The organism is Geodermatophilus saharensis (assembly GCF_900188205.1).
Classification (GTDB): domain Bacteria; phylum Actinomycetota; class Actinomycetes; order Mycobacteriales; family Geodermatophilaceae; genus Geodermatophilus; species Geodermatophilus saharensis.
Map to the genome: position 1 here is coordinate 344,184 of NZ_FZOH01000001.1, position 22,876 is coordinate 367,059.

Genomic DNA, 22,876 nt, shown 5'->3' on the forward strand with positions numbered 1-22,876 from the left:
GGGCTTGCGACAGTGGGGACGTGGTCTCCCTGCTGACACGCCTGCCCCTGCCCGGGCAGCGGGGGCCCGGTGCCCGCGCAGCCGGGTACCCGGTGGCCCTCGCCGCCGCGGCCACGGCCGCGGTGACCCTGCTCGGGCTGGCCGGGCTGGGCCTGGCGCTGATCGTCGTCCAGGCGCTCGACCCCACCGGGGGCCTGCCCGTCGGCGGCTCGGTGCGGGTGGCCGGTCAGCTGTGGCTGCTGGCCAACGGCGGCGGCCTGGAGCTGACCTCCGGCCCGCTGGTCCTCGCCCCGCTGCTGCTGACCCTCGCCGTCTCCGTCGGGCTGGCCCGCGCCGGCCGCGGCGTGGCCCGGGCGGTCGAGCCGCCGGGCGCAGGCGCCGCGGGGGTGGTCGTCGCCGCCGCGACCGCCGCCCACGTGCTGCTGGCCGTCCTGGTCGCGCTCGCCGTCGACGGGCCGGGGGCGCGCACCGACCTGCTGCGCTGCGCGGCCGGTGCCGCGGTCCTCGCCGGCCTCGCCGTCGGCTGGGGCGTGCTGCGCGAGAGCGGCCTGCTCGACGTCGTCCTCGACCGGCTGCCCGGGCCGGTGCGGCCGGCGCTGCCGGCCGTGCTGGCCGGGTTGCTCACCGCGGTCGGGCTGTGCTGCGCGGTCGTCGCCGTCGCCCTGGCCGCCGACACCACCGGGTACGCCGCCGTCGCCGGCGCCCTCGGCGGCTCGGGGGCCGGGATCCTGGGCCTGCTCGCCCTCGGCGCGCTGCTGCTGCCCAACGCGGCCGCCGCCGCGCTCGGGATGGCGGCCGGCCCCGGCTTCGCCATCGGCTCGGCGACCGTGGTCTCGGTGCACGGCGTCAGCCTCGGCCCGGTCCCCGCGCTGCCGCTGCTGGCCGCGCTGCCCGACACCCAGGCGGTGCCGCTCGTGGCCTTCGCCTCGCAGGCCGTCCCCGCCGTGGCGGGGCTGGTCACCGGGACCGTGCTCGGCCGCCGGATGACCGACGACGACGGCGGCTCGGTGTCGGCCGGCCTGTGGGGCGTGCTCGCCGGGGTGCTGCTCGGCGTCGCGTCCGGTCTCGTCGTCGCCGTCGCCGGCGGCTCGCTGGGCGACGGCGCGCTCGCCGACGTCGGCGCCCCGCCGGTGGCCACCGCGCTCGCCGTCGCCGCCCAGGCCGGCATCGCCGCCGCCGTCGCCGCGGCCGTCGCCCGCTGGCGCGCCTTCGAGTGAGGGCGGGCCCGGGCACTTCCGCGGAAGTGCACGCGTCCTCGCCGGGGGCGGCTCCTAGGATCGGCGACGTGCCGGCCGTCGTCCCTGCCGCGAGGGCGAGGCTCGTGGTGCTGCTGTCGGGCACCGGGTCGCTGTGCGCGTCGCTGCTGGACGCCGCCGACGACCCCGGCTACCCGGCCGAGGTGGTCGCCGTCGGCAGCGACCGCGACGCCGCCGGTCTGGCGCACGCCCGCCGGCGCGGCCTGCCGACGTTCACCGTGCGGCTGCGCGACTTCCCCGACCGGGGCGCGTGGGACGCCGCCCTCGCCGACGCCCTCGCCGCCCACCGCCCCGACTGGGTGGTCTCCGCGGGGTTCATGAGGATCGTCGGCCCCGCCGTCCTGGCCCGGTACGAGGGGCGGCTGCTCAACACCCACCCCGCGCTGCTGCCGGCCTTCCCCGGCGCGCACGCCGTCCGCGACGCGCTGGCGGCCGGCGTGGCGGTCACCGGCAGCACCGTGCACCTGGTCGACGCCGGCGTGGACACCGGCCCGGTGCTGGCCCAGCGGGAGGTCGCGGTGCTGCCCGGCGACGACGAGGGCCGCCTGCACGAACGGATCAAGGCCGTGGAGCGCACGCTCCTGGTGGAGACGGTGGCGCGACTCGTCACCGGGACGGAGGAGCCCCAGTGAGCGAGACCGACGACCGCGTCCCCGTCCGGCGCGCGCTGCTCGGCGTCTACGACAAGACCGGCGTCGAGGAGCTCGCCCGCGGCCTGGCCGACGCCGGGGTGGAGCTGGTCAGCACCGGCGCCACCGCGCGGCGCATCGCGGCGGCCGGCGTCCCGGTGACCCCGGTCGAGGAGGTCACCGGGTTCCCCGAGTGCCTCGACGGGCGGGTGAAGACGCTGCACCCGGCGGTGCACGCCGGCATCCTGGCCGACCGGCGCCGGCCCGAGCACGTGCGGCAGCTCGCCGAGCTGGGCATCGCGCCGTTCGACCTCGTCGTGGTCAACCTCTACCCGTTTCCGGAGACGGTGGCCTCGGGTGCGACGCCCGACGAGTGCGTCGAGCAGATCGACATCGGCGGCCCGGCGATGGTGCGCGCGGCGGCGAAGAACCACCCGTCGGTCGCCGTCGTCGTCGACCCGGCCCGCTACGGCGACGTGCTCGAGGCGGTGGCGGGCGGCGGTTTCTCCCTCGACCAGCGGCAGCGGCTGGCCGCCGCCGCGTTCCGGCACACCGCCGGCTACGACATCGCCGTCGCCTCGTGGATGGGCAACGTGCTCGCCCCGGACGACGACGGCAGCGGTTTCCCCGGCTGGCTGGCCGCGTCGTGGGAGCGGGCCGACGTGCTGCGCTACGGCGAGAACCCGCACCAGCGGGCGGCGCTCTACCGCGGCGGGCAGCCCGGGCTGGCGCACGCCGAGCAGCTGCACGGCAAGCAGATGTCCTACAACAACTACGTCGACACCGACGCCGCCTGGCGGGCCGCGCACGACCACAACGACCCGTGCGTCGCGATCGTCAAGCACGCCAACCCGTGCGGGATCGCCGTCGGCACCGACGTCGCCGCCGCCCACCGCAAGGCGCACGCCTGCGACCCGGTCTCGGCGTTCGGCGGGGTGATCGCGGCCAACCGCGAGGTCGACCTGGCGATGGCCGAGCAGGTCGCCGGCGTGTTCACCGAGGTCGTCGTCGCGCCGTCGTTCACCGCCGACGCCGTCGAGGTGCTGACGGCGAAGAAGAACATCCGGCTGCTGCGGCTGCCCGAGGCGGCGCAGCCGCAGGTCGAGATGCGGCCGGTCACCGGCGGGCTGCTCCTGCAGACCACCGACCGCATCGGCGGCGCCGGGGACGACCCCACCACCTGGACCCTCGCCGCCGGCGAGCCGCTGGACCCCGCGGGCCTCGACGACCTGGTGTTCGCCTGGCGCAGCGTCCGCGCGGTGAAGAGCAACGCGATCCTGCTGGCCCACGACAAGGCCACGGTGGGCGTCGGCATGGGGCAGGTGAACCGGGTGGACTCCGCCCGGCTGGCCGTCGCGCGGGCGGGGGAGCGGGCCGCCGGCTCGGTGGCCGCCTCCGACGCGTTCTTCCCCTTCGCCGACGGCCTGCAGGTGCTGCTCGACGCCGGGGTGCGCGCGGTGGTCCAGCCGGGCGGGTCGGTGCGCGACGAGGAGGTCGTGGCGGCGGCGCGCGCGGCCGGCGTCCCGCTGTACCTCACCGGCACCCGCCACTTCGCCCACTGATGGCGGGCACCCGCCCGCACGTCCGTCCCCCGGAGGCCGGCGCCGAGGTCGTCGACGCCGACCTCGCCCGGGTCGACTGGTGGGGGGCCGAGCTCGACGGCGTCACCTTCACCCACTGCCGGTTCGACGACGCCGACCTCACCGAGCTGGTCACCCGCCGCTGCGTGTTCGACTCCTGCGTGCTGACCGGGGTGCGGATGAGCGGTTCCCGGCACCGCGGCAGCGCGTTCCTGTCCTGCCGGTTCGACCGCGCCCGGCTCATCGACGTCGTCTGGGACGGCTGCAAGCTCACCGGCTCGCAGTTCCCGGGCGCCACGCTGCGGCCGCTGACCAGCGCCGACTCCGACTGGAGCTGGACGTCGCTGCGCGGGGTGGACCTCTCCGGCAGCGACCTGTCCGGTCAGCGGTTCCGCGAGGCCGACCTCACCGACGCCGACCTGCGCGAGTGCGACCTGACCGGCGCCGACCTCGACCGCGCCCGCGTGCAGGGCACGAGGCTGCGCGGCACCGACCTGCGGGGCGCGACCACCGAGGCCTGGCCGTGGCGGGCGGTCGACCTGACCGGCGTCCGGCTCGATCTGGTGCAGGCGGTGCAGGTAGCCGTCGCCCACGGGGCCCTCGTCGACGGCTGACCCCCTGCGCACGTCCGCGGAAGCGCCCGCCGGGTCCGGGCACGCCCGCGGAGGTGCACGGACCGGTCAGCGGTACTTCGGGCCGGTGAGCATCGCCTTCAGGGCGCCGAGCAGGCCGAGGACGCCGACGGCGCAGGCGAACCAGAACCCGAGCCGGAACGCCGACACGTCCCACTCCTCCGACGCCAGGGGCACCAGCACCGCGGCGATCGCCAGCCCGCTGACGGCCAGGGCCAGCACGCCGAGGAAGCGGTGCGTGCGGGCCGGCAGCCACATCAGGATGCCGAGCACGAACAGCACCCCGCCGCCGAGCACCACCGCCAGCGGCTGCCAGAAGCCGGTGTCGACCAGCGTGCCGAACCCGCTGCCGAGGTCGTCGAAGCCGCGGCGCACCAGGTCCCAGCCGATGTCGTTGTCCTCGGTGAGCCAGCGCAGCGCCAGGCTGACGGCGGCCGCGATACCGGCGAGGATGAGCAGCAGCCCGGCCAGCGAGGCGGGTCCGCGCACCGCCACCGGCTTGGTGGAGTAGCCCGGCTGCGTCGGCGGGGCCTGCCCCCAGCCCGGCTGGCCGTACCCGCCCGGCGCGGCCGCCGAGGCGCCCCCCACCGCGGGGATCCCCGGCGTCGTCTGCTCGCGCCAGTCGTCCGGCCGCCCCGCGGGCACCGCGCGGGTGGACGGGTCGCGCTCGGTCATCTGCACTCCAGACGGGTCGGCCGTGGGGGGCTCCTCGGCCGCAGCGTAGGGCCGGCGGGGCCCCTCCGGCGACGCCTCCGGCGACGCCTCCGGCGACGCCTCCGGCGACGCCTCCGGCACACTGTCGAGGTGCCCGCGACCATCCTCGACGGCAAGGCCACGGCAGCCACGATCCGCCAGGAGCTCACCGCCCGGGTCGCGGCCCTGACGGCGGCCGGGCACCGGCCGGGTCTGGGCACGCTGCTGGTCGGTGACGACCCGGGCAGCCGCTGGTACGTCAACGCCAAGCACTCCGACTGCGCGCAGGTCGGCATCGCCAGCATCCAGCGGGAGCTGCCGGCCACCGCCACGCTCGCCGACGTGCTCGCCGTCGTCGAGGAGCTCAACGCCGACCCCGCCTGCACCGGCTACATCGTCCAGCTGCCGCTGCCGCGCCAGGTCGACGAGTACACCGTCCTCGAGGCGATCGACCCCGCCAAGGACGCCGACGGCCTGCACCCGGTCAACCTCGGCCGGCTGGTCCTCAACGTGCCCGGGGCGCTGCCGTGCACGCCGGTCGGCATCGTCGAGCTGCTGCGCCGCTACGACGTCCCGATCGCCGGCGCCGAGGTCGTCGTCGTCGGCCGGGGGATCACCGTCGGCCGCCCGCTGGGGCTGCTGCTCACCCGCCGCACCGAGAACGCCACGGTGACCCTGTGCCACACCGGCACCCGCGACCTCGCCGGGCACCTGCGCCGCGCCGACGTCGTCGTCGCCGCGGCCGGCGTGCCGGGACTGGTCACCGCCGCCGTGGTCCGGCCCGGCGCCGCGGTGCTCGACGTCGGGGTCAGCCGGGTCGACGGGAAGATCGCCGGCGACGTCGCGAAGGACGTGGTCGAGGTCGCGGGGCACGTCGCCCCCAACCCGGGCGGGGTCGGGCCGATGACCCGGGCGATGCTGCTGCAGAACGTGGTCCTGGCCGCCGAGCGGGCCGCCGCGGCCGAGGCGCTCCGCGCCTGATGAGCCGCCCGCCGCTGTACACCCGCCGGCCGTTCCTGGCCGGCCTGCTGCGCCAGCTGCCGCTGTTCGCGGTGCTGGTGGTGGTCGCGGTGGGCCTCGGGATGGTGGCGCTGGAGCACTGGCGGCGGGGGCTGCTGGTCGTCGGGCTGGCCCTCGTCGCGGGCGGCGTGCTGCGGCTGGTCCTGCCCGTCCGCCGGGTGGGCTTCCTCGCGGTGCGCAGCCGGCCGGTCGACGTCGTCCTCATGGCCGGTGCCGGGGCCGCGGTGGCGGTGCTGAGCATCGTGGTGCCCGACAGCTGAGCTCCCGGCCCGCGGGCGCGGGGACCGGGGCGCCGGTCTAGGTTGACGGCCATGGCAGAGCAGCCCAGGAACGGCAAGGTCACCGTCGTCGGTGCCGGCTTCTACGGCTCCACCACCGCCCTGCGACTGGCGGAGTACGACGTCTTCGAGACCGTCGTGCTCACCGACATCGTGGAGGGCAAGCCCGAGGGTCTGGCCCTCGACATCAACCAGTCACGTCCCATCGAGGGCTTCGAGACGCGGGTGGTCGGCGTCGGCGGGGGGTCCTACGAGGGCACCGAGGGCTCCGACGTCGTGGTGATCACGGCCGGCCTGCCCCGCAAGCCGGGCATGAGCCGCATGGACCTCATCGAGACCAACGCGAAGATCGTCCGGCAGGTGGCCGAGAACGTCGCGCAGAGCTCACCGGACGCCGTCGTCATCGTGGTGTCCAACCCGCTCGACGAGATGACCGCCCTCGCGCAGCTCGCCACCGGCTTCCCGAAGGAGCGGGTGATGGGCCAGGCCGGGATGCTCGACACCGCCCGGTTCAGCAACAACGTCGCCGAGGAGCTCGGCGTCCCCGTCTCCTCGGTGCGGACGCTGACCCTCGGCTCGCACGGCGACACGATGGTGCCGGTGCCCTCGCGCTGCACCGTCGACGGCAAGCCGCTGGCCGACGTGCTGGCCGCCGACCGGATCGAGCACCTGGTGCAGCGCACCCGCAACGGCGGGGCCGAGGTCGTGGCCCTGCTCAAGACCGGCTCGGCCTACTACGCCCCGTCGGCGGCCGCGGCGCGCATGGCCCGCGCCGTCATGGAGGACTCCGGCGCGGTCATGCCGGTGTGCGCCTGGGTCGACGGCGAGTACGGGATCGCCGGTGTCTACCTCGGCGTGGAGGCCGAGATCGGGCGCCAGGGTGTGCGCCGCGTCGTCGAGGGGGACCTGACCGAGAGCGAGCTGGCCGGCCTGCGCGAGGCGGCCGAGGCCGTGCGCGCCAAGCAGGCCGACGTCGCCGAGCTGTGAGCGGCGCCGGCCGTCCGACTTCCGGCCCGACGGGCCGGAGCTGCAAGAGAGGGAATGTCTGACGTGAGCAAGATCAAGGTCGAGGGCACCGTCGTCGAGCTCGACGGCGACGAGATGACCCGGATCATCTGGCAGTTCATCAAGGACCAGCTGATCCTGCCGTACCTCGACGTCAACCTGGAGTACTACGACCTGGGCATCGAGCACCGCGACGCCACCGACGACCAGGTCACCGTCGACTCCGCCAACGCGATCAAGAAGCACGGCGTGGGCGTCAAGTGCGCCACCATCACCCCGGACGAGGCGCGGGTCGAGGAGTTCGGCCTGAAGAAGATGTGGCGGTCCCCGAACGGGACGATCCGCAACATCCTCGGCGGCGTCATCTTCCGCGAGCCGATCATCATGCAGAACGTGCCGCGGCTGGTGCCGGGCTGGACCAAGCCGATCATCGTCGGCCGTCACGCCTTCGGTGACCAGTACCGCGCCACCGACTTCCGCTTCCCCGGCGAGGGCACCCTGACGGTGACCTTCACGCCGAAGGACGGCTCCGCGCCGATCGAGCACGAGGTCTTCCAGGCGCCCGGCGCGGGCGTCGCGCTGGCGATGTACAACCTCGACGAGTCGATCCGCGACTTCGCCCGCGCCTCGATGAACTACGGCCTGCAGCGCGGTTACCCGGTGTACCTGTCGACGAAGAACACGATCCTCAAGGCCTACGACGGCCGCTTCAAGGACATCTTCGCCGAGGTCTTCGAGGCCGAGTTCAAGGACCGGTTCGAGCAGGCCGGGATCACCTACGAGCACCGGCTCATCGACGACATGGTCGCCGCGTCCCTCAAGTGGGAGGGCGGCTACGTCTGGGCGTGCAAGAACTACGACGGCGACGTCCAGTCCGACACCGTCGCCCAGGGTTTCGGCTCGCTCGGCCTCATGACGTCGGTGCTGATGACCCCCGACGGCCGCACCGTCGAGGCCGAGGCCGCCCACGGCACGGTGACCCGGCACTACCGCCAGCACCAGCAGGGCAAGGAGACCTCGACCAACCCCATCGCGTCGATCTTCGCCTGGACCCGGGGCCTGGCCCACCGCGGCAAGCTCGACGAGACCCCCGAGGTCACCCGGTTCGCCGAGACCCTCGAGAAGGTCTGCATCGACACCGTCGAAGGCGGTCAGATGACCAAGGACCTCGCGCTGCTGATCAGCAAGGACCAGCCGTGGCTGACCACCCAGGACTTCCTGGCGGCCATCGACACCAACCTGCAGAAGGCGATGGCCTGACGACGGCCTGACGCTCGCTGCGCCCGGCGGCCCCCTCACCTCCGCGGTGAGGGGGCCGCCGTGCGTCCGGGGGTGGTCGCCCTGCTGCGCGTCCGTGGTGATCACCTCGGGTGCAGCGGGGCCTCCCGGCCGTCGTCGGCCTGCCCGAGCCGAGGTGATCATGCCTGTGGACAGCCGGCGCAGCAGGCCGCCAGGGAGGGCAGGCTCCACCGGTGGCTGTCGCGCCCCGTCGTCCCCCGGTGCTCCACGGGCGGGTCTTCCGCGGCACGTGGGCGGTGGGGGCAGGGGTCCTCACGAAGGACGAGCTGCGCAGCACCGCCTGGCGCCGGCTGCGCCGCGACGTCTACGCCGACGCGACGCTGCCGGTCGATCACCTGGTCCTCGCGCGTGGGGTCGCCCTGGTGATGCCACGCTCGGCTGCGCTGGGCGGGCTCACCGCGGCGGTGCTCTGGGGTGCCGGCGGACTCGCGACGGCGGAGGACCCGGTCGAGGTGGTGGTGCCGCCCGGAACGCGGTGGAGCCCCGGTCCCGGTGTCGCCGTGCGCAGCGCCGATCTGGACGGGGCAGTCGTCCGGCGTGGGCCGTGGCTGCGGTGGACCGACCGCGTGCGGACGGCGGTCGACCTCGTCCGGCGTGACGGGACCGACGAGGCCGTCGTCCTGCTCGACCAGCTCGTCTGCGCGCGGGTCGTGGGCCTCGATGACGTGCGAGCCGCGGTGGAGGCGCTGCCCCGGTGCCGCGGCAGCGCACGTGCTCGCCGGGCCGCCGGGCTGGCCGACGGGCTCGCCGAGTCACCACCGGAGACCCGGCTGAGGCTGCTCCTGCACAGGTCGGGTCTGCCCCTCCCGGTGGCGCAGTTCGACGTCCGGTCCGGCGGGCGCTTCGTCGCACGGGTGGACTTCGCCTGGCCGGAGCGCCGGCTCGCGCTGGAGTACGACGGGGCCTGGCACGGTGCTCCCGACCAGCTGCCCAGGGACCGGCGTCGGCTCAACGGCCTCATGGCCGCCGACTGGCGGGTCCAGTTCGTGACCAGGGGCGACCTCCGCCGACCCGACGTCCTGCTCGCGGACCTGGCTCGCGCACTGGTCCGGTGAGGGTCACCTCGTCCTGGACGGGGTCACCGGGTCAGCGAGGCGCCCCGGGACCCGGGGTGATCACGGAGACGGGCGGTCAGGCGCCGAAGAGCTGGGTCCACCACGGGCCGCCGGGCCCGTCCGCGACGCCCACCCCGAGCGTGGACAGCGAGCAGTTCAGGATGTTCGCCCGGTGCCCGGCGCTGTTCATCCAGGCGTCCATGACGGCGGCGGGGTCGGGCTGGCCGTAGGCGATGTTCTCCGCCCGCGCGTGGGTGATCCCGGCGGCCTCGGCCCGGTCGAAGGGGGAGAGTCCCTCGGGCGTGGTGTGCGAGAAGTACCCGCGATCGCGCATGTCGGCGCTGTGGGCCCGGGCCACCGCGGCCAGCGCCGCGTCGGCCCGCACGGCTCCGCAGCCGGCCGCCGCACGGGCCTGGTTCACCAGCTCCAGCACCGCGGCCTCCGTCCCCGACGAGGCGGGGGCGGACGTCTGCGGCGCGGGGGCCGACCGGGCAGAGGCCGGCGCCTGGGTGGTGGTCCGCGCGGCCGACGGCGACCCCGCGGCCGACGAGCCCGCGGAGGACGACCCGGCCGACGACGCGGCGGACGACGACCCGCCCGACGACGACCCGGCCGACGACGACCCGGCCGACGGTGCCCCGGCGGACGAGGGCCCACCGGACGGGGCCTCCGCGGACGACGACCCGGCGGGCGACGACCCCGCGGACGACGACCCGGCGGAGGACGGGCTGCCCGCCGTGGACGACTCCTGCGTGGGGGAGTCGCCCCCGCTGGACGGGCCCGCTGCTGACGAGCCCTCGGTCGTGGCGTCCTCCGTCGGGGCGCCGGCGGCCGCGGACCCCTCCGGCGACCGCGCACCCGGCGCCGTCCCGTCGGCCGTGCCCTGCGGTGACGCACCGGTCGAGGGCCCGCTCCCGGTGGTCTCCGCAGCACCGGGCACCCCCGGCGCGACCGGCTCGCCGTCGACGCCCATCGTCACCACGCCGGTGCGCGGGCCTGGCTCGCCCGCCGCCGACGTCACCCCGGACTCGGCCGTCGACAGCGCACCCCGGCCGGCCGCCATCAGCGGGACGGCGAGGACGATGCCCCCGACCACCACGGCGACCAGCAGGACCGGCAGCACCCGGCGGCCGAGCAGGACCCGCAGCACGGGTGGCAGCGCCCGTCGCCGGGTGGCGGGACGGGCGGGCGGCGGCGGGGAAGACCGGCGATGGCGCACGGGGGAGTTACCTCACGAAGTCGACATATCGCTATCTGTGACTTCGGCGAGAGTAGCCGTAGCCGTGCGCCACCCGACAGGGTGACGTGGCGGAGGTCACACCCGCCCCTCCCGTGTCACCCGGCGACGGCTCCGGACCCGCCGCCGGGGAGCATGGGCACGCCCGCCCACCCGAGACGCGAGGAGCCCCGCGGTGAGCGACGTCTGGTTCAACGTCGTCATGGTCGTCGTCTTCGTCCTGGTCGGCGGCTTCTTCGCCGGTGCCGAGATCGCCCTGGTCTCCCTGCGGGAGTCGCAGGTCCGCGCACTGGCCGAGGCCGGCCGCCGCGGCCGGGCGGTGCAGCGGCTGCTCAGCGACCCCAACCGGTTCCTCTCCGCCGTCCAGGTCGGCGTCACGCTCGCGGGCTTCTTCTCCGCGGCCTTCGGCGCCAGCACGCTGTCCCAGCCGCTCGCCGAGTGGCTGACGGGGCTGGGTCTGCGGGCCGGGCTGGCCGACCCGCTGGCCTTCGTGGTGGTCACGATCCTGATCAGCTACCTGTCGCTGGTGGTGGGGGAGCTGACCCCCAAGCGGCTGGCGCTGCAGCGCGCCGAGGGCTTCGCGCTGCTGGTGGCCCGGCCGCTGAACACCATCGCGCGGCTCTCCCGCCCGGTCATCTGGCTGCTGTCGGCGTCGACCAACGTGCTCGTGCGGCTGCTCGGCGGCGACCCGAAGGCCAGCGGCGAGGCGATCAGCCAGGAGGAGCTGCGCGACCTCGTCGCCGCCCACGAGTCGCTGACCAGCGACGAGCGCAAGCTCATCGACGAGGTGTTCCGTGCCGGTGACCGGGAGGTGCGCGAGGTGATGACCCCGCGCACCGAGGTCGAGTTCCTCGACGCCTCGACCACGGTCAGCCGCGCCGCTCGGCAGGTCGCCGAGTCCGGCTGGTCGCGCTACCCGGTCACCGGCCGGGACCAGGACGACGTCGTCGGGTTCGTGCACGTGCGGGACCTGCTGCTGCCCACCCACCCCGCCGGGCGGGCGGCCACCGTGGGCGACCTGGCCCGCGAGGTCAAGCGGCTGCCGGGGACCGCGGGCGTGCTCACCGCCCTGTCGGAGATGCGCCGGGAGAACCAGCACCTGGCGATCGTGGTCGACGAGTACGGCGGCACCGACGGCATCGTGAGCCTCGAGGACCTCATCGAGGAGGTCATCGGCGAGATCTACGACGAGTACGACGACGAGGTCGCGCCCGAGGGCGAGGAACGGCCCGACGGCCCGCACGAGGTCGACGGGCTGCTCAACCTCGAGGACTTCGCCGAGGCCACGGGACTGCGGCTGCCCGAGGGGCCCTACGAGACGGTCGCCGGGTTCGTGCTCGCCGAGCTCGGCCGGATCCCCGAGGTCGGCGCGACCGTGGAGGCCGAGGGCCGCACGCTGACCGTCACCGAGCTCGACGGACGGCGGATCGCGCGCCTGTCGGTCAGCCGCGCCCCCGACCCCGCACCGGCCGCGGAGGACACCTCGGCCGGCTGACGGCCCTGCTGCAGGGCCCGCCGCGAGCTCGCGAGCGGTGAGGGGGGCAGCAGGGTCCTTCGGCTATGCCTCGTTGCGGGCCTGGGCGACCTCCCAGGCGTCGCGCACGATGCCGGTCAGGTCGGGGTGGCGCGGCGTCCAGCCCAGGTCGGCGCGGATGCGGTCGCTGGAGGCCACCAGCTGCGCCGGGTCGCCGGCCCGCCGCGCCCCGACCTCCACCGGCACCGGGTGCCCGGTGACCTCGCGGACGGCGTCGACCACCTGCTGAACCGAGAAGCCGGTGCCGTTGCCCAGGTTGTAGACCCGGTGCTCGCCCGGCTCCGGCGCGGTCAGCGCCAGCAGGTGCGCGTCGGCGAGGTCGGAGACGTGGATGTAGTCGCGGATGCAGGTGCCGTCGGGCGTCGGGTAGTCCTCGCCGTAGATCGTCATCGACTCGCGCCGACCGGCGGCCACCTGCAGCGCGATCGGGATGAGGTGGGTCTCGGTGGTGTGCCGCTCGCCCAGGCCGTGCGCGGCGCCGGCCACGTTGAAGTACCGCAGGCTGACCGCGGCGAAGTCGTACGCGGTGGCGTAGGAGGTGAGCATCGCGTCGACGGCGAGCTTCGTGGCGCCGTAGGTGTTGGTCGGCCTCGTGGGCGCGTCCTCGGGGATCGGCACCTGGTCGGGCTCGCCGTAGGTGGCCGCGGTGGAGGAGAACACGATCCGCCGGCAGTCGGCCGCCCGCATCGCCTCCAGCAGCGCCAGCGACCCGCCGACGTTGTGCTCCCAGTAGAGCTCCGGCCGCACCTGCGACTCGCCGACCAGGCTCTTCGCCGCGAAGTGCAGCACCGCCTCGGGGCGCACCTCGGCCAGCACCGGGGCGGACTCCTGCAGGCTCGCCTGCACGAACCGGGCGCCCTCCGGGACGGCGTCGGCGTGCCCGGTGGACAGGTCGTCGAGCACCGTGACCTCGTGGCCGCCCTCCAGGAGAGCGGCGGTGACTACGCTGCCGATGTAGCCGGCCCCACCGGCGACGAGAACGCGCATGGGGCCACCCTAGGAGCCCGCGCCCGGGAGCACCGGGCGCGCCGGAGGACTGACCCGTGGTGAGTGCACGTCCGGCCGTCCAGGCACTGCCGGCCTACAAGCCGGGACGCAACCCCGCCGACCTGGCGCGGGAGCTCGGTGTCGACCGTGCCGTCAAGCTGGCCAGCAACGAGGTCCCGTTCCCGCCGCTGCCCGCCGTCGTCCAGGCGCTGGCGACGACGGCGGCCGAGACCCACCGCTATCCCGACAACGGCGCCGCGGTCCTCACCGCGGAACTGTCGGCCCACTACGGCGTCGACCCCGCCCAGGTCGTCCCCGGCTGCGGGGCGGTGATGCTGTGCCAGCAGCTGGCCCAGTCGTTCAACGACCCCGGGACGGCGATCGCCTTCGCCTGGCGCTCGTTCGAGATGTACCCGCTGCTCGCCCAGGTGGCCGGGGCGCGCAGCACCCAGGTGCCGCTGGTGCCGTCGGTGCCCGGTGGCTCCGCCGACACCCACGACCTCGACGGCCTGGCCGCCGCGGTCGACGAGGACACCCGGCTGCTGTTCGTGTGCAACCCGAACAACCCCACCGGGACGGCGGTGCGCCGCGCGGCGCTCGAGCGCTTCCTCGACCGGGTGCCGGACACGGTGCTGGTCGTCCTCGACGAGGCCTACCGCGAGTTCGTCACCGACCCCGACGTCCCCGACGGGCTGGAGCTGATGCGCGGCCGGCCCAACGTGGCCGTGCTGCGGACCTTCTCCAAGGCGTGGGGTCTGGCCGGCCTGCGGGTCGGCTACCTCGTCGCCGAGGACCCCGCCGTCGCCGACGCCGTCCGCCGCACCCACGTGCCCTTCAGCGTCTCCACGATGGCGCAGGCGGCCGCCGTCGCTGCGCTGCGGAGCAGCGACGAGGTCGTCCGGCGGGTGGCCGCCGTCGTCGCCGAGCGCGACCGGCTCACCGCCGCGCTGCGCGACCGGGGGCTGGAGGTCCCCGACAGCCAGGCCAACTTCGTGTGGCTGCCGCTGGGCGAGCCGACCGCCGAGGTGGCCCGGGCGCTGGAGGGCCGCGGGGTCATCACCCGGCCCTTCGCCGGCGAGGGCCTGCGGGTCACCGTCGGCACGCCCGAGGAGGACGACGTGTTCCTGGCCGCGCTCGACGACGTCCTGCCCGGCGTGTCCGCTCCGGCGGCCGACGACGTGCGCAGCGGCGCGCCGGTCGGCTGAGCCGCGGCTGGTTTGATGGCCGTCGTGCCGCAGCACCCGACGTCACCGCCCCGTGTCCTCTCCGGCATCCAGCCGACAGCGGGCTCCTTCCACCTCGGCAACTACCTCGGCGCGCTGCGGCAGTGGGTCGCGCTGCAGGACACCGCCGAGGCGTTCTACTGCGTCGTCGACCTGCACGCGATCACCATGGACTGGGACCCCGAGGAGCTGCGGCGCAACAGCCTGGTCTCGGCCGCCCAGCTGCTGGCCCTCGGCGTCGACCCGCAGCGCAGCACGCTGTTCGTGCAGAGCCACGTCCCCGAGCACGTGCAGCTGTCGTGGGTGCTCGAGTGCGTGGCCCGCTTCGGCGAGGCCAGCCGGATGACGCAGTTCAAGGACAAGAGCCAGCGCGAGGGCACCGCCGGCTCCTCGGTCGGGCTGTTCACCTACCCGGTCCTGCAGGCCGCCGACATCCTCGTCTACCAGGCCGACGAGGTCCCGGTGGGCGAGGACCAGCGCCAGCACCTCGAGCTCACCCGCGACCTCGCCACCCGCTTCAACGGCCGCTTCGGCCGGACGTTCACCGTGCCCGCCGCGCGCATCCCGCAGGGTGCGGCGAAGATCCTCGACCTGCAGTCGCCGGAGAAGAAGATGAGCAAGAGCCTGCCGCCGGCCGGCTGCGTCTTCCTGCTCGACGACCCGAAGGTGACGGCGAAGAAGATCCGCTCGGCGGTCACCGACACCGGCCGCGAGGTGGTCGCCGACCCGGTGGCCAAGCCCGGGGTCACCAACCTGCTGGCCATCCACAGCGCGCTGTCGGGCACCCCGGTCGCCGAGCTGGAGGAGCACTTCGCCGGCCGCGGCTACGGCGACCTGAAGAAGGAGCTCGCCGAGGTCGTCACCGACTTCGTCGTCCCGGTGCGCGCCCGCACCCAGGAGCTCCTCGACGACCGCGCCGAGCTCGAGCGGTTGCTCGCCGCCGGCGCGGCCCGCGCCCGGGAGGTCGCCGGGCAGACGGTGCGCACCGTCTACGGGAAGGTCGGCTTCCTGCCACCCGCGGGAGCGGTGTCGTGAACGACGACACCTTCGTCCCGCGCAGCCGGACGGTGCCGCCGCGGTCGGCCGTCGTCGGCGTGCTGGTGCCGGTCCCCGAGCCGTGGGGGCAGCTGCTCGTCGACTGGCGGACGAAGGTCGGCGACGCGCAGGCCACGATGGTCCCGCCGCACGTGACGCTGCTGCCGCCCACCGAGGTGTCCTGGACCGACCGCCCGGCGATCAGCGAGCACCTGGCTCGGGTGGCCGCCGCCCACCCGCCGTTCGAGATGCACCTGTCGGGCACCGGCACGTTCACGCCGGTCAGCGACGTCGTCTTCGTCGCCGTCGCCAAGGGCATCGGCAACTGCGAGCTGCTGGCCTCCGACGTGCGCAGCGGGCCGCTGGCCCGGACCCTGTCCTTCCCCTACCACCCGCACGTCACCGTGGCCCACGACGTCCCGCAGGACATGCTCGACCTCGCCTACTCCGGCCTGGCCGACCTCTCCGCGGAGTTCCGCGTCGGCTCGTTCACCGAGTTCGAGCAGACGGAGGCCGGCACCTGGACCGTCGCCCGCGAGTACCCCCTCACCGGCCGGCCCTACCGCTCCTGACCTGCGGCCGGCGGGGCCCCGGCGCAGACTGGGCCCGGTGGGTGCAGCCAGGGACGACCGGTCGGGGCCGGGCGCACCCGCGCGCGTCGCCGGGACCGCCCGCGGGGTGTGGGGCCAGGTCGCCCGCCTCGGTCCCGGGGCCACCGCCCGGGTGGACCGGCTGCGCCGGCGGGCACCCTGGTTCGACCACCTGGCCCGGGCCGGCGGCCGCTACACCCGCACCCAGGGCGACCTCATGGCCGCGGGCGTCACCTACTTCGTCTTCCTCGGCCTGTTCCCGGTGCTGCTGCTGGTCGCCTCGGGCATCGCGCTGGTCCTGTCCGGCGACGCCCTGCTGCAGCAGGAGCTCTACGGCGCGATCCGCGAGGCGTTCCCCGGCTCGACCGGCGAGCAGATCGTCGGGGAGCTGCGCTCGGCGGTGGACGCGGCCGGCCTCACCGGCCTGATCGGCGCCGTGGGCGTGGTGTACGCCGGGCTGCGCGCCATGGACAAGCTCCGCATCGGCATGGAGCTCATCTGGAAGGGCCGCGCCGACGAGCCCGAGTTCTGGCGCGACAACCTGCAGGACCTCGTGGCCCTGGTGCTGCTCGGGGTGGTGGGGCTGGTCAGCCTCACGCTCACCGGCGTCGGCACGCGCGCCACGGCCTGGTTCCTGGACCTGCTGGGCCTGGAGGGTGTCCCCGGCCTCGGGGTGCTCACCAGCGTGCTGGGTCTGGCGCTGGCCCTCCTCACCGACGTGCTGGTCTTCCTCTGGCTGCTCCGGGTGGTCCCCTCGACCTCCTCCCCGCTGCGGCGGCTGCTGCCCGGCGCGCTCTTCGGGGCCGCCGGCCTCGAGGTGCTCAAGCTCGCCGGCACCCTCTACCTGTCGCTGATCGGCGGCAGCGTCACCGCCTCGGCGTTCGGCGGCGCGGTCGGCATCCTCGTGTGGATCAACCTGGTCGCCCGCTTCGCGTTCTTCACCGCGGCCTGGACGGCGAGCCTGCCGTCCCTCACCTCGGCGGCCTCCGCCGCCCCGGCCGGGCCGGTCCCCGTGCCGGCGGGGTCGGGCGCACGGCCCGCCGCACGCCGATGACCGTGGCGGCGACGACCGCGACGGCGGCCGCGCCCAGCGCCACGGCGCCGAGGGCCGGCGGGCCCTCGTCGGCCCTCGGGGCCGGTGCGGGAGGCCCGGCGGCCACCGCGCCCGGCGCGGTCGGCGTCGGGTCCGCCGTCGGCTCGGGGGCCGGGACGTCGGCCGCGGAGTCCACCAGCCGGCCGACGCCGCCCAGCGACGGCGGGACGGCGAAGCCCCAGTCGAGCAGCCGCGCGGCCTGGTCGGCCGCCCGCAGCGGCCGGCTCTCGGTGCCCACGACGCTGACCACCAGCCGCCGGCCGTCGCGCTCGGCGGCGGTGACGAAGGTGTGCCGGGCGGCGTCGGTGAAGCCGGTCTTGCCGCCCAGCCCGCCCGGGTAGTCCGCCAGCGGGTTCTCGTTCTGGATCTGGAACCCGGTCGAGCGGCCCTCCACGCCGGGCATCTCCGCGACCGGGGTCGTGAGGACCGCCGCGGTCGCCGGGTCGGCGACGAGCGCGCGGAAGAACAGCGCGAGGTCGTAGGGCGAGGAGGACTGCCCGGCGACGTCGAGCCCGGAGAGGGTCCCCACGACCGTGTCGAAGGCCCCCATCTCCAGCGCGCGGGCGTTCATCGCCGCCACGGTCGCCTCCGCGCCCCCGGCCGCGCGGGCCAGCGCGTTCGCCGCGTCGTTGCCCGACTGCATCACCAGCGCCTGGAACAGCAGCCAGACCGGGTAGCGGCCACCGGCCACCATGCCGACCCGGCTGCCCTCCACCGCCTCGTCCTCGACGGTCCCCTCGACGACCTGCGCCGGGTCCAGCCGGTGGAAGAGCGTCAGCACCGTCAGCGTCTTGAGGGTGCTCGCCGGGTAGTAGCGGCCGTGCGGGTCGCGGGCGGCCAGCACGTCGCCGGTGCCGGCGTCGGCCACCAGCCAGCCCGCGGCGGCCAGCCCGTCGGGCAGTGGCGGGGCCCCGTCGACGACGACCGTGCCGCGGGTGTCGAGACCCTCGCCGCCCACGGTGACGCCACCGGGCCCGTACCCCTGCGGGGGGCCGCCGGGCAGCGGCGCGGTGGGCGTCGGGGCGGCCGGGTCGACCGTGGGGCGCGGCGCGTCCGAGGCGGGCGCGGCCGCCGCCGGCGCCGTCCCGGCGCCCAGCCCGGTGCCCAGCCCGACGGCCAGCACCACCGCGCCCAGCAGCGCCCGCACCGGGCGCCGCGCACCCCCCAGCCGCCGCACGGCACGACGCTAGCCGCGGCGGCGGGCGCTGCCGAGGCCCGGGCGCGCCGGGCGGTGGCGCGGGGTCCGTCCGCCCGCCGCTTCGCAACGATCCCATTTCGGTCCGCCGCCGGGAGGGCGGTGTCGGCAGGGAGCGCGGTTAGCGTGCCCAGTCGACGCGTCCGGCGTCCCCGGCCGGGCCGGGGCTCCCGGGCGTGACCGACCAGGACCCACGGGAGCTCCCCTCCGTCCCTGCGGAGCTCCCCCCAGGAAGGAGTGCCCCTTGCGCCGAGCGCGGAAGACGAAGGTGGCGGCGCTGCTGCTCGCCGGCAGCATGGCCCTGGCCGCCTGTGCCAGCGACGAGTCCAGCAGCGGCGGCGGCAGCGGGAGCGGCGGCGGGGGCGGTGGCGGCAGCGACGAGCTGCGCATCGGCCTGGCGTTCGACACCGGTGGCCGCGGTGACCGGTCGTTCAACGACGCGGCGGTCGCCGGTGTCGAGGCCGCCATCGAGGAGCACGGCGGCGAGTTCCAGGACCTCAGCCCGAACGCCGACGCCTCCAACCGCGCCGACCTGCTGACCCAGCTGGCCGACGAGGGCTACAACCCGATCATCGCCGTCGGCTTCGCCTACGGCGAGGTCATCGGCGACGTCGTCGAGCAGTACCCGGACACGACGTTCGCCATCGTCGACTCCTCCGCCGAGGAGGTCGGTGCCGACAACCTCACCGGCCTGCTGTTCAGCGAGGAGCAGGGCTCCTTCCTGGCCGGCGTCGCCGCCGCGACCAAGTCCGAGACCGGCCACATCGGCTTCGTCGGCGGCGTCGAGACCCCGCTGATCCAGAAGTTCGAGGCCGGCTACGTGGCCGGTGCGCAGGCGGTCAACCCGCAGATCATCATCGACCGGCAGTACATCTCGCCGGCCGGTGACTTCTCCGGCTTCAACGCCCCCGACCGCGGCCTGCTCGTCGCCCAGGGCATGTACGAGGCCGGCGCCGACATCGTCTACCACGCGGCGGGCGGCTCGGGTCTGGGCGTCTTCCAGGCGGCCGCGGCGGCCGGCAAGCGCGCCATCGGCGTCGACTCCGACCAGTACAACACCGTCGACGACCCGGCCCTGCAGGCGGTCATCCTGACCTCGATGCTCAAGCGGGTCGACAACGCCGTCTCGGCCTTCATCGACTCCTACGTCGACGGCAGCGTCGAGGGCGGCAGCGACATCGTCTACGACCTCGCTGCCGAGGGTGTCGGCCTGTCCACCTCGGGCGGCTTCATCGACGACATCCAGGACACGATCGACGACTACCGGCAGCAGATCATCGACGGCGAGATCGAGGTCCCGACGACCCCGTGACGCCGGCCGGCCTCCGGGCCGGCTGACCGGAACGCACGACGGCGGGCCCGGGGGAGCACAGGCGCCCCCGGGCCCGCCGCCGTCCCGCCACCCGCTCCCCGACCGGCTCCGCGACCGGCCCCGAGCGGGACGAGGGGCACCCCTGCCCGGCGCCGGTACCGGGGAGGATGCTGTGCGGACGTCCGCCGGGGCCCGCGCCCCGGCGGACCGACGTCAGCAGTCGCCGGGGGACGCGGTCGATCCCGCGCCGCCGGTGCAGCAGAGTGGACGCGAGCCCGCGCACCCGCGGGCCGCAGCGACGCAGGAAGGGCCCACCATGGCCACAGCAGGCACCCCGGCGGGCACGCCGGCCGGCCTGAGCAAGGGCGCCCCCGGCGGCGGCGGCGACGGGACGGCCGTGCCGCTGGCCGTCGAGCTGCGCGGCATCACCAAGCGCTTCCCCGGCGTGGTCGCCAACAAGGACATCGAGCTGCGCGTCCGGCGCGGCGAGGTGCACGCCATCGTGGGCGAGAACGGCGCCGGCAAGTCGACGCTGATGAAGACCCTCTACGGCATGCACCGCCCCGACGAGGGCCAGATCCTGCTGCACGGGCGCGAGGTGCACTTCCGCAGCCCGGCAGACGCGATCGCCGCCGGGATCGGCATGGTCCACCAGCACTTCATGCTGGCCGACTACTTCACCGTCCTGGAGAACGTCGTCCTGGGCAGCGAGCCGACCAGGGGCGGCCGGCTCGACCGCGCCGAGGCCCGCCGCCGCATCCGGGAGATCTCCGACGCCTACGCCCTGGGCCTCGACCCCGACGTCCTGGTGGAGGACCTCGGCGTCGGCGACCGGCAGCGCGTCGAGATCGCCAAGGTCCTCTACCGCGGCGCCACCACGCTGATCCTCGACGAGCCGACCGCGGTGCTGGTGCCGCAGGAGGTCGACGAGCTGTTCGGCAACCTCGCCGAGCTCAAGCGCGAGGGCCTGACGGTCATCTTCATCTCGCACAAGCTCGACGAGGTGCGCAAGGTGGCCGACTCCATCACCGTCATCCGCCGCGGCACCACCGTCGGCACCGCCGACCCGAAGACGACGACGGCCCGCCAGCTCGCCGAGATGATGGTCGGCACCGAGCTGCCCTCGCCGGAGACCCGCACGTCCACGGTCCGCGAGACCCCGGTGCTGCAGCTGCGCGACGTCACCGTCGCCGCGCCCACCGGCCGCCCGCCGGTCGACGACGTCACCCTGACCGTCCGCGAGGGCGAGGTCGTGGGCATCGCCGGCGTCGAGGGCAACGGCCAGGCCGAGCTCGTCGACGCCGTCATGGGCCTGCGCTCCCTGGCCGCCGGGACCGTGCTGCTCGGCGGTGACGACATCACCGCCTGGAGCACCCGGGCCCGCCGCGAGGCCGGCCTCGGCTTCATCCCCGAGGACCGCCACCGGCAGGGCATGCTGCTCGACGCGCCGCTCTGGGAGAACCGGATCCTGGGCCACCAGACCCGCCCCCCGGCGGTGAAGGGCCCGTTCATCGACCGGCGCGGCGCGCGCAGCGACACCGCCCGGATCATGCAGGACTACGACGTCCGCGCGCCCGGCCCCGACACGCTGGCCGTGGCGCTGTCCGGCGGCAACCAGCAGAAGCTCATCGTCGGCCGCGAGATGAGCGCCCGGCCGCGGCTGCTGCTGGCCGCCCACCCGACCCGCGGCGTCGACGTCGGCGCGCAGGGTGCGATCTGGCGCCTGCTCGAGGAGGCGCGTGCGGAGGGGATGGGGATCCTGCTGATCTCGGCCGACCTCGACGAGCTCATCGGCCTGTCGGACACGCTGCACGTGATGCTGCGCGGGCGGCTGGTCGCCACCCTGGACCCGCGGTCGGTGACCCCTGAGGAGCTCGGCGGGTACATGACCGGGGCCCGGACGACGGCGGGTGCGGCGTGAACGTCCTCCGGAGGATCGGGCTGGCGCTGTTCGCCCCCGTCCTGGCCATCGTCGTCGCGGTCGTCATCTCCTCGGCCGTCATGGCCGCGCTGCAGGTCAACCCGTTCCGGGTGTTCGAGGTGATGTTCGACTTCGGCGAGACGCCCGCCCAGCAGACCACCGCGATCGTGGTGATCCTCAACCGCGCGGTGCCGCTGTTCCTCGCCGGCCTCGCCGTCTCCATCGCCTTCCGCATGGGGCTGTTCAACATCGGCGTCGAGGGCCAGTACCGGCTGGCCACCGTGCTCGCCGCCGGGGTGGGGGCTGCGGTCGCGCTGCCCGGGCCGCTGCACGTGCTGCTCATCGTGCTCGTGGCGATGGCCGTGGCCGCGCTCTGGGCCGGGCTCGTCGCGGTGCTCAAGGTGACCCGCGGCGTCAGCGAGGTCATCAGCTCGATCATGCTCAACGTCATCGCGCTGGGCATCGCGTCCTACCTGCTCACCGGCCCGCTGCGGGGGAGCCCCGAGGGCGCCTCGATCATCTCCACCGCCGAGATCCCCGAGTCGGGGTGGATGCCCAGCCTCAACGGCGTCTTCGGCGCCCTGGGCCTGGCCACCCCGCCGCGGCAGCTCTACGGCTTCCTGCTGGTGGCGGTCGTCGTCGGCGTGGTGATCGCGGTGCTGCTCAACCGCACCCGCTTCGGGTTCGACCTGCGGGCGGCCGGCCTGTCGCCGTCGGCGGCCAGCGCCAGCGGCGTCGACTCCCGGGGCATGGTCGTGAAGACCATGCTGCTGTCGGGCGCGGTGGCCGGGCTCATCGGCATGCCCGACCTGCTCGGCTCCACCCACGCCTACACCACCGACTTCACCTCCGGGCTGGGCTTCCTCGGCATCGCCGTGGCGCTGCTCGGCCGCAACAAGCCGGTCGGGATCGCGCTCGGTGCGCTGCTGTTCGCCTTCCTCGACCGGTCCCTGGTCCCGCTGCAGATCCAGGACTTCCCGGCGTCGGTGGTCACGATCATCCAGGGCACGATCGTGCTCGCCGTGGTGATCGCCAACGAGATCGCCCGGCGGGTGGCCCTCCGCGCCGCCGAGCGCGGGTCGGCCGTCCCCGCGATCGTCGCCGGCGACGGGAGCACCGGCCCGGGCCAGAGCGCCTCGGGTGCGGCCTCCACCGGCGGCGCCGCCGACGGCGGGGAGGGCACCGGCGCCGGCGTCAGCCGGACGGCCGGAGCCGGGCAGCGTTCCGACGAGCGGCAGGAGACCGGGGCATGAACGCACCCCACGAGAGCGCTCCGCCGGCGCTCCGCGCTTCCGCGGGGAC

At 75.3% G+C, this 22,876-nt stretch carries 21 protein-coding genes; 17 read left to right on the forward strand and 4 right to left on the reverse strand.

Annotated features, from left to right (window positions below):
• Window positions 1-20 precede the first annotated feature (20 nt).
• The 4 genes from CHC04_RS01730 (at window position 21) to CHC04_RS01745 (ending at window position 4,079) form a co-directional block, all read left to right on the forward strand.
• Window positions 21-1,217, forward strand: a complete 1,197-nt coding sequence (locus CHC04_RS01730; RefSeq protein WP_089402163.1) for a cell division protein PerM — start codon at window positions 21-23, stop codon at window positions 1,215-1,217.
• Window positions 1,218-1,285: 68 nt separating this feature from the next.
• Window positions 1,286-1,888, forward strand: coding sequence for a phosphoribosylglycinamide formyltransferase (purN, locus tag CHC04_RS01735; protein ID WP_089402164.1), 603 nt, complete (start codon window positions 1,286-1,288; stop codon window positions 1,886-1,888).
• Window positions 1,885-3,447, forward strand: coding sequence for a bifunctional phosphoribosylaminoimidazolecarboxamide formyltransferase/IMP cyclohydrolase (gene purH, locus CHC04_RS01740; RefSeq protein ID WP_089402165.1), 1,563 nt, complete (start codon window positions 1,885-1,887; stop codon window positions 3,445-3,447). The genes purN and purH overlap by 4 nt, the downstream gene beginning before the upstream one ends.
• A complete protein-coding gene (locus tag CHC04_RS01745) occupies window positions 3,447-4,079 on the forward strand; it encodes a pentapeptide repeat-containing protein (protein WP_089402166.1) in 633 nt (210 codons plus the stop codon). The genes purH and CHC04_RS01745 overlap by 1 nt, the downstream gene beginning before the upstream one ends.
• 66 nt (window positions 4,080-4,145) lie before the next feature.
• Here CHC04_RS01745 and CHC04_RS01750 read toward each other — a convergent pair whose 3' ends face one another.
• Complete coding sequence (locus CHC04_RS01750) at window positions 4,146-4,772, reverse strand: hypothetical protein (RefSeq protein ID WP_089402617.1); 627 nt, start codon at window positions 4,770-4,772, stop codon at window positions 4,146-4,148.
• Window positions 4,773-4,901: 129 nt separating this feature from the next.
• Here CHC04_RS01750 and CHC04_RS01755 point away from each other — a divergent pair, with 129 nt between their 5' ends.
• The 5 genes from CHC04_RS01755 to CHC04_RS01775 all read left to right on the forward strand — a co-directional run bounded on the left by CHC04_RS01755 (window position 4,902) and on the right by CHC04_RS01775 (window position 9,447).
• Entirely contained in the window at window positions 4,902-5,771 is an 870-nt protein-coding gene (locus tag CHC04_RS01755) for a bifunctional methylenetetrahydrofolate dehydrogenase/methenyltetrahydrofolate cyclohydrolase (RefSeq protein ID WP_089402167.1), read from the forward strand.
• Window positions 5,771-6,070: a DUF3017 domain-containing protein gene (locus CHC04_RS01760; protein WP_089402168.1), complete on the forward strand. Its 300-nt coding sequence runs from the start codon at window positions 5,771-5,773 to the stop codon at window positions 6,068-6,070. Before CHC04_RS01755 ends, CHC04_RS01760 begins: the two co-directional genes overlap by 1 nt.
• A 51-nt stretch (window positions 6,071-6,121) precedes the next feature.
• Complete coding sequence (mdh, locus tag CHC04_RS01765; protein WP_089402169.1) at window positions 6,122-7,075, forward strand: malate dehydrogenase; 954 nt, start codon at window positions 6,122-6,124, stop codon at window positions 7,073-7,075.
• 54 nt (window positions 7,076-7,129) lie between these two features.
• The gene (locus CHC04_RS01770) at window positions 7,130-8,353 is read left to right on the forward strand and encodes an NADP-dependent isocitrate dehydrogenase (protein WP_245816909.1); all 1,224 of its coding nucleotides are present in this window, start codon (window positions 7,130-7,132) and stop codon (window positions 8,351-8,353) included.
• A gap of 212 nt (window positions 8,354-8,565) precedes the next feature.
• Entirely contained in the window at window positions 8,566-9,447 is an 882-nt protein-coding gene (locus tag CHC04_RS01775) for an endonuclease domain-containing protein (protein WP_089402171.1), read from the forward strand.
• Window positions 9,448-9,523: 76 nt separating this feature from the next.
• Here the strand turns inward: CHC04_RS01775 and CHC04_RS24710 are convergent, their stop codons facing one another.
• Window positions 9,524-10,597 (reverse strand): CAP domain-containing protein, encoded by a 1,074-nt coding sequence (locus CHC04_RS24710; RefSeq protein ID WP_245816910.1) that lies wholly within the window; start codon window positions 10,595-10,597, stop codon window positions 9,524-9,526.
• Between the two features lie 262 nt (window positions 10,598-10,859).
• On the opposite strand from CHC04_RS24710, the gene CHC04_RS01785 reads away from it, so the two are divergent.
• Window positions 10,860-12,179: a hemolysin family protein gene (locus tag CHC04_RS01785; RefSeq protein ID WP_089402172.1), complete on the forward strand. Its 1,320-nt coding sequence runs from the start codon at window positions 10,860-10,862 to the stop codon at window positions 12,177-12,179.
• Window positions 12,180-12,242: 63 nt separating this feature from the next.
• On the opposite strand, the gene galE is transcribed toward CHC04_RS01785, so the two are convergent.
• A complete protein-coding gene (gene galE, locus CHC04_RS01790; protein WP_089402173.1) occupies window positions 12,243-13,205 on the reverse strand; it encodes a UDP-glucose 4-epimerase GalE in 963 nt (320 codons plus the stop codon).
• 59 nt (window positions 13,206-13,264) lie between these two features.
• Between galE and hisC the strand changes: the two genes are divergently transcribed.
• The 4 genes from hisC to CHC04_RS01810 are packed head-to-tail and all read left to right on the forward strand — an operon-like array spanning window position 13,265 to window position 17,107.
• On the forward strand, window positions 13,265-14,410 hold the full coding sequence (hisC, locus tag CHC04_RS01795; protein ID WP_245816911.1) for a histidinol-phosphate transaminase: 1,146 nt from the start codon (window positions 13,265-13,267) through the stop codon (window positions 14,408-14,410).
• 15 nt (window positions 14,411-14,425) lie between these two features.
• Window positions 14,426-15,463 (forward strand): tryptophan--tRNA ligase, encoded by a 1,038-nt coding sequence (gene trpS, locus CHC04_RS01800; RefSeq protein ID WP_089402175.1) that lies wholly within the window; start codon window positions 14,426-14,428, stop codon window positions 15,461-15,463.
• A complete protein-coding gene (locus CHC04_RS01805) occupies window positions 15,460-16,035 on the forward strand; it encodes a 2'-5' RNA ligase family protein (RefSeq protein ID WP_089402176.1) in 576 nt (191 codons plus the stop codon). The genes trpS and CHC04_RS01805 overlap by 4 nt, the downstream gene beginning before the upstream one ends.
• 37 nt (window positions 16,036-16,072) lie before the next feature.
• The gene (locus CHC04_RS01810) at window positions 16,073-17,107 is read left to right on the forward strand and encodes a YihY/virulence factor BrkB family protein (protein ID WP_245816912.1); all 1,035 of its coding nucleotides are present in this window, start codon (window positions 16,073-16,075) and stop codon (window positions 17,105-17,107) included.
• On the opposite strand, the gene CHC04_RS01815 is transcribed toward CHC04_RS01810, so the two are convergent.
• Window positions 17,025-18,323, reverse strand: coding sequence for a D-alanyl-D-alanine carboxypeptidase family protein (locus CHC04_RS01815; protein WP_245816913.1), 1,299 nt, complete (start codon window positions 18,321-18,323; stop codon window positions 17,025-17,027). The genes CHC04_RS01810 and CHC04_RS01815 overlap by 83 nt on opposite strands.
• A gap of 262 nt (window positions 18,324-18,585) precedes the next feature.
• Here CHC04_RS01815 and CHC04_RS01820 point away from each other — a divergent pair, with 262 nt between their 5' ends.
• The 3 genes from CHC04_RS01820 (at window position 18,586) to CHC04_RS01830 (ending at window position 22,827) form a co-directional block, all read left to right on the forward strand.
• Entirely contained in the window at window positions 18,586-19,653 is a 1,068-nt protein-coding gene (locus CHC04_RS01820) for a BMP family lipoprotein (RefSeq protein WP_245816914.1), read from the forward strand.
• 316 nt (window positions 19,654-19,969) lie between these two features.
• Window positions 19,970-21,574 carry an ABC transporter ATP-binding protein gene (locus CHC04_RS01825; RefSeq protein WP_089402177.1) on the forward strand — a complete coding sequence of 535 codons (1,605 nt, stop codon included), beginning with the start codon at window positions 19,970-19,972 and terminating at the stop codon, window positions 21,572-21,574.
• Window positions 21,571-22,827 carry an ABC transporter permease gene (locus CHC04_RS01830; protein WP_141233668.1) on the forward strand — a complete coding sequence of 419 codons (1,257 nt, stop codon included), beginning with the start codon at window positions 21,571-21,573 and terminating at the stop codon, window positions 22,825-22,827. The genes CHC04_RS01825 and CHC04_RS01830 overlap by 4 nt, the downstream gene beginning before the upstream one ends.
• Window positions 22,828-22,876 lie beyond the last annotated feature (49 nt).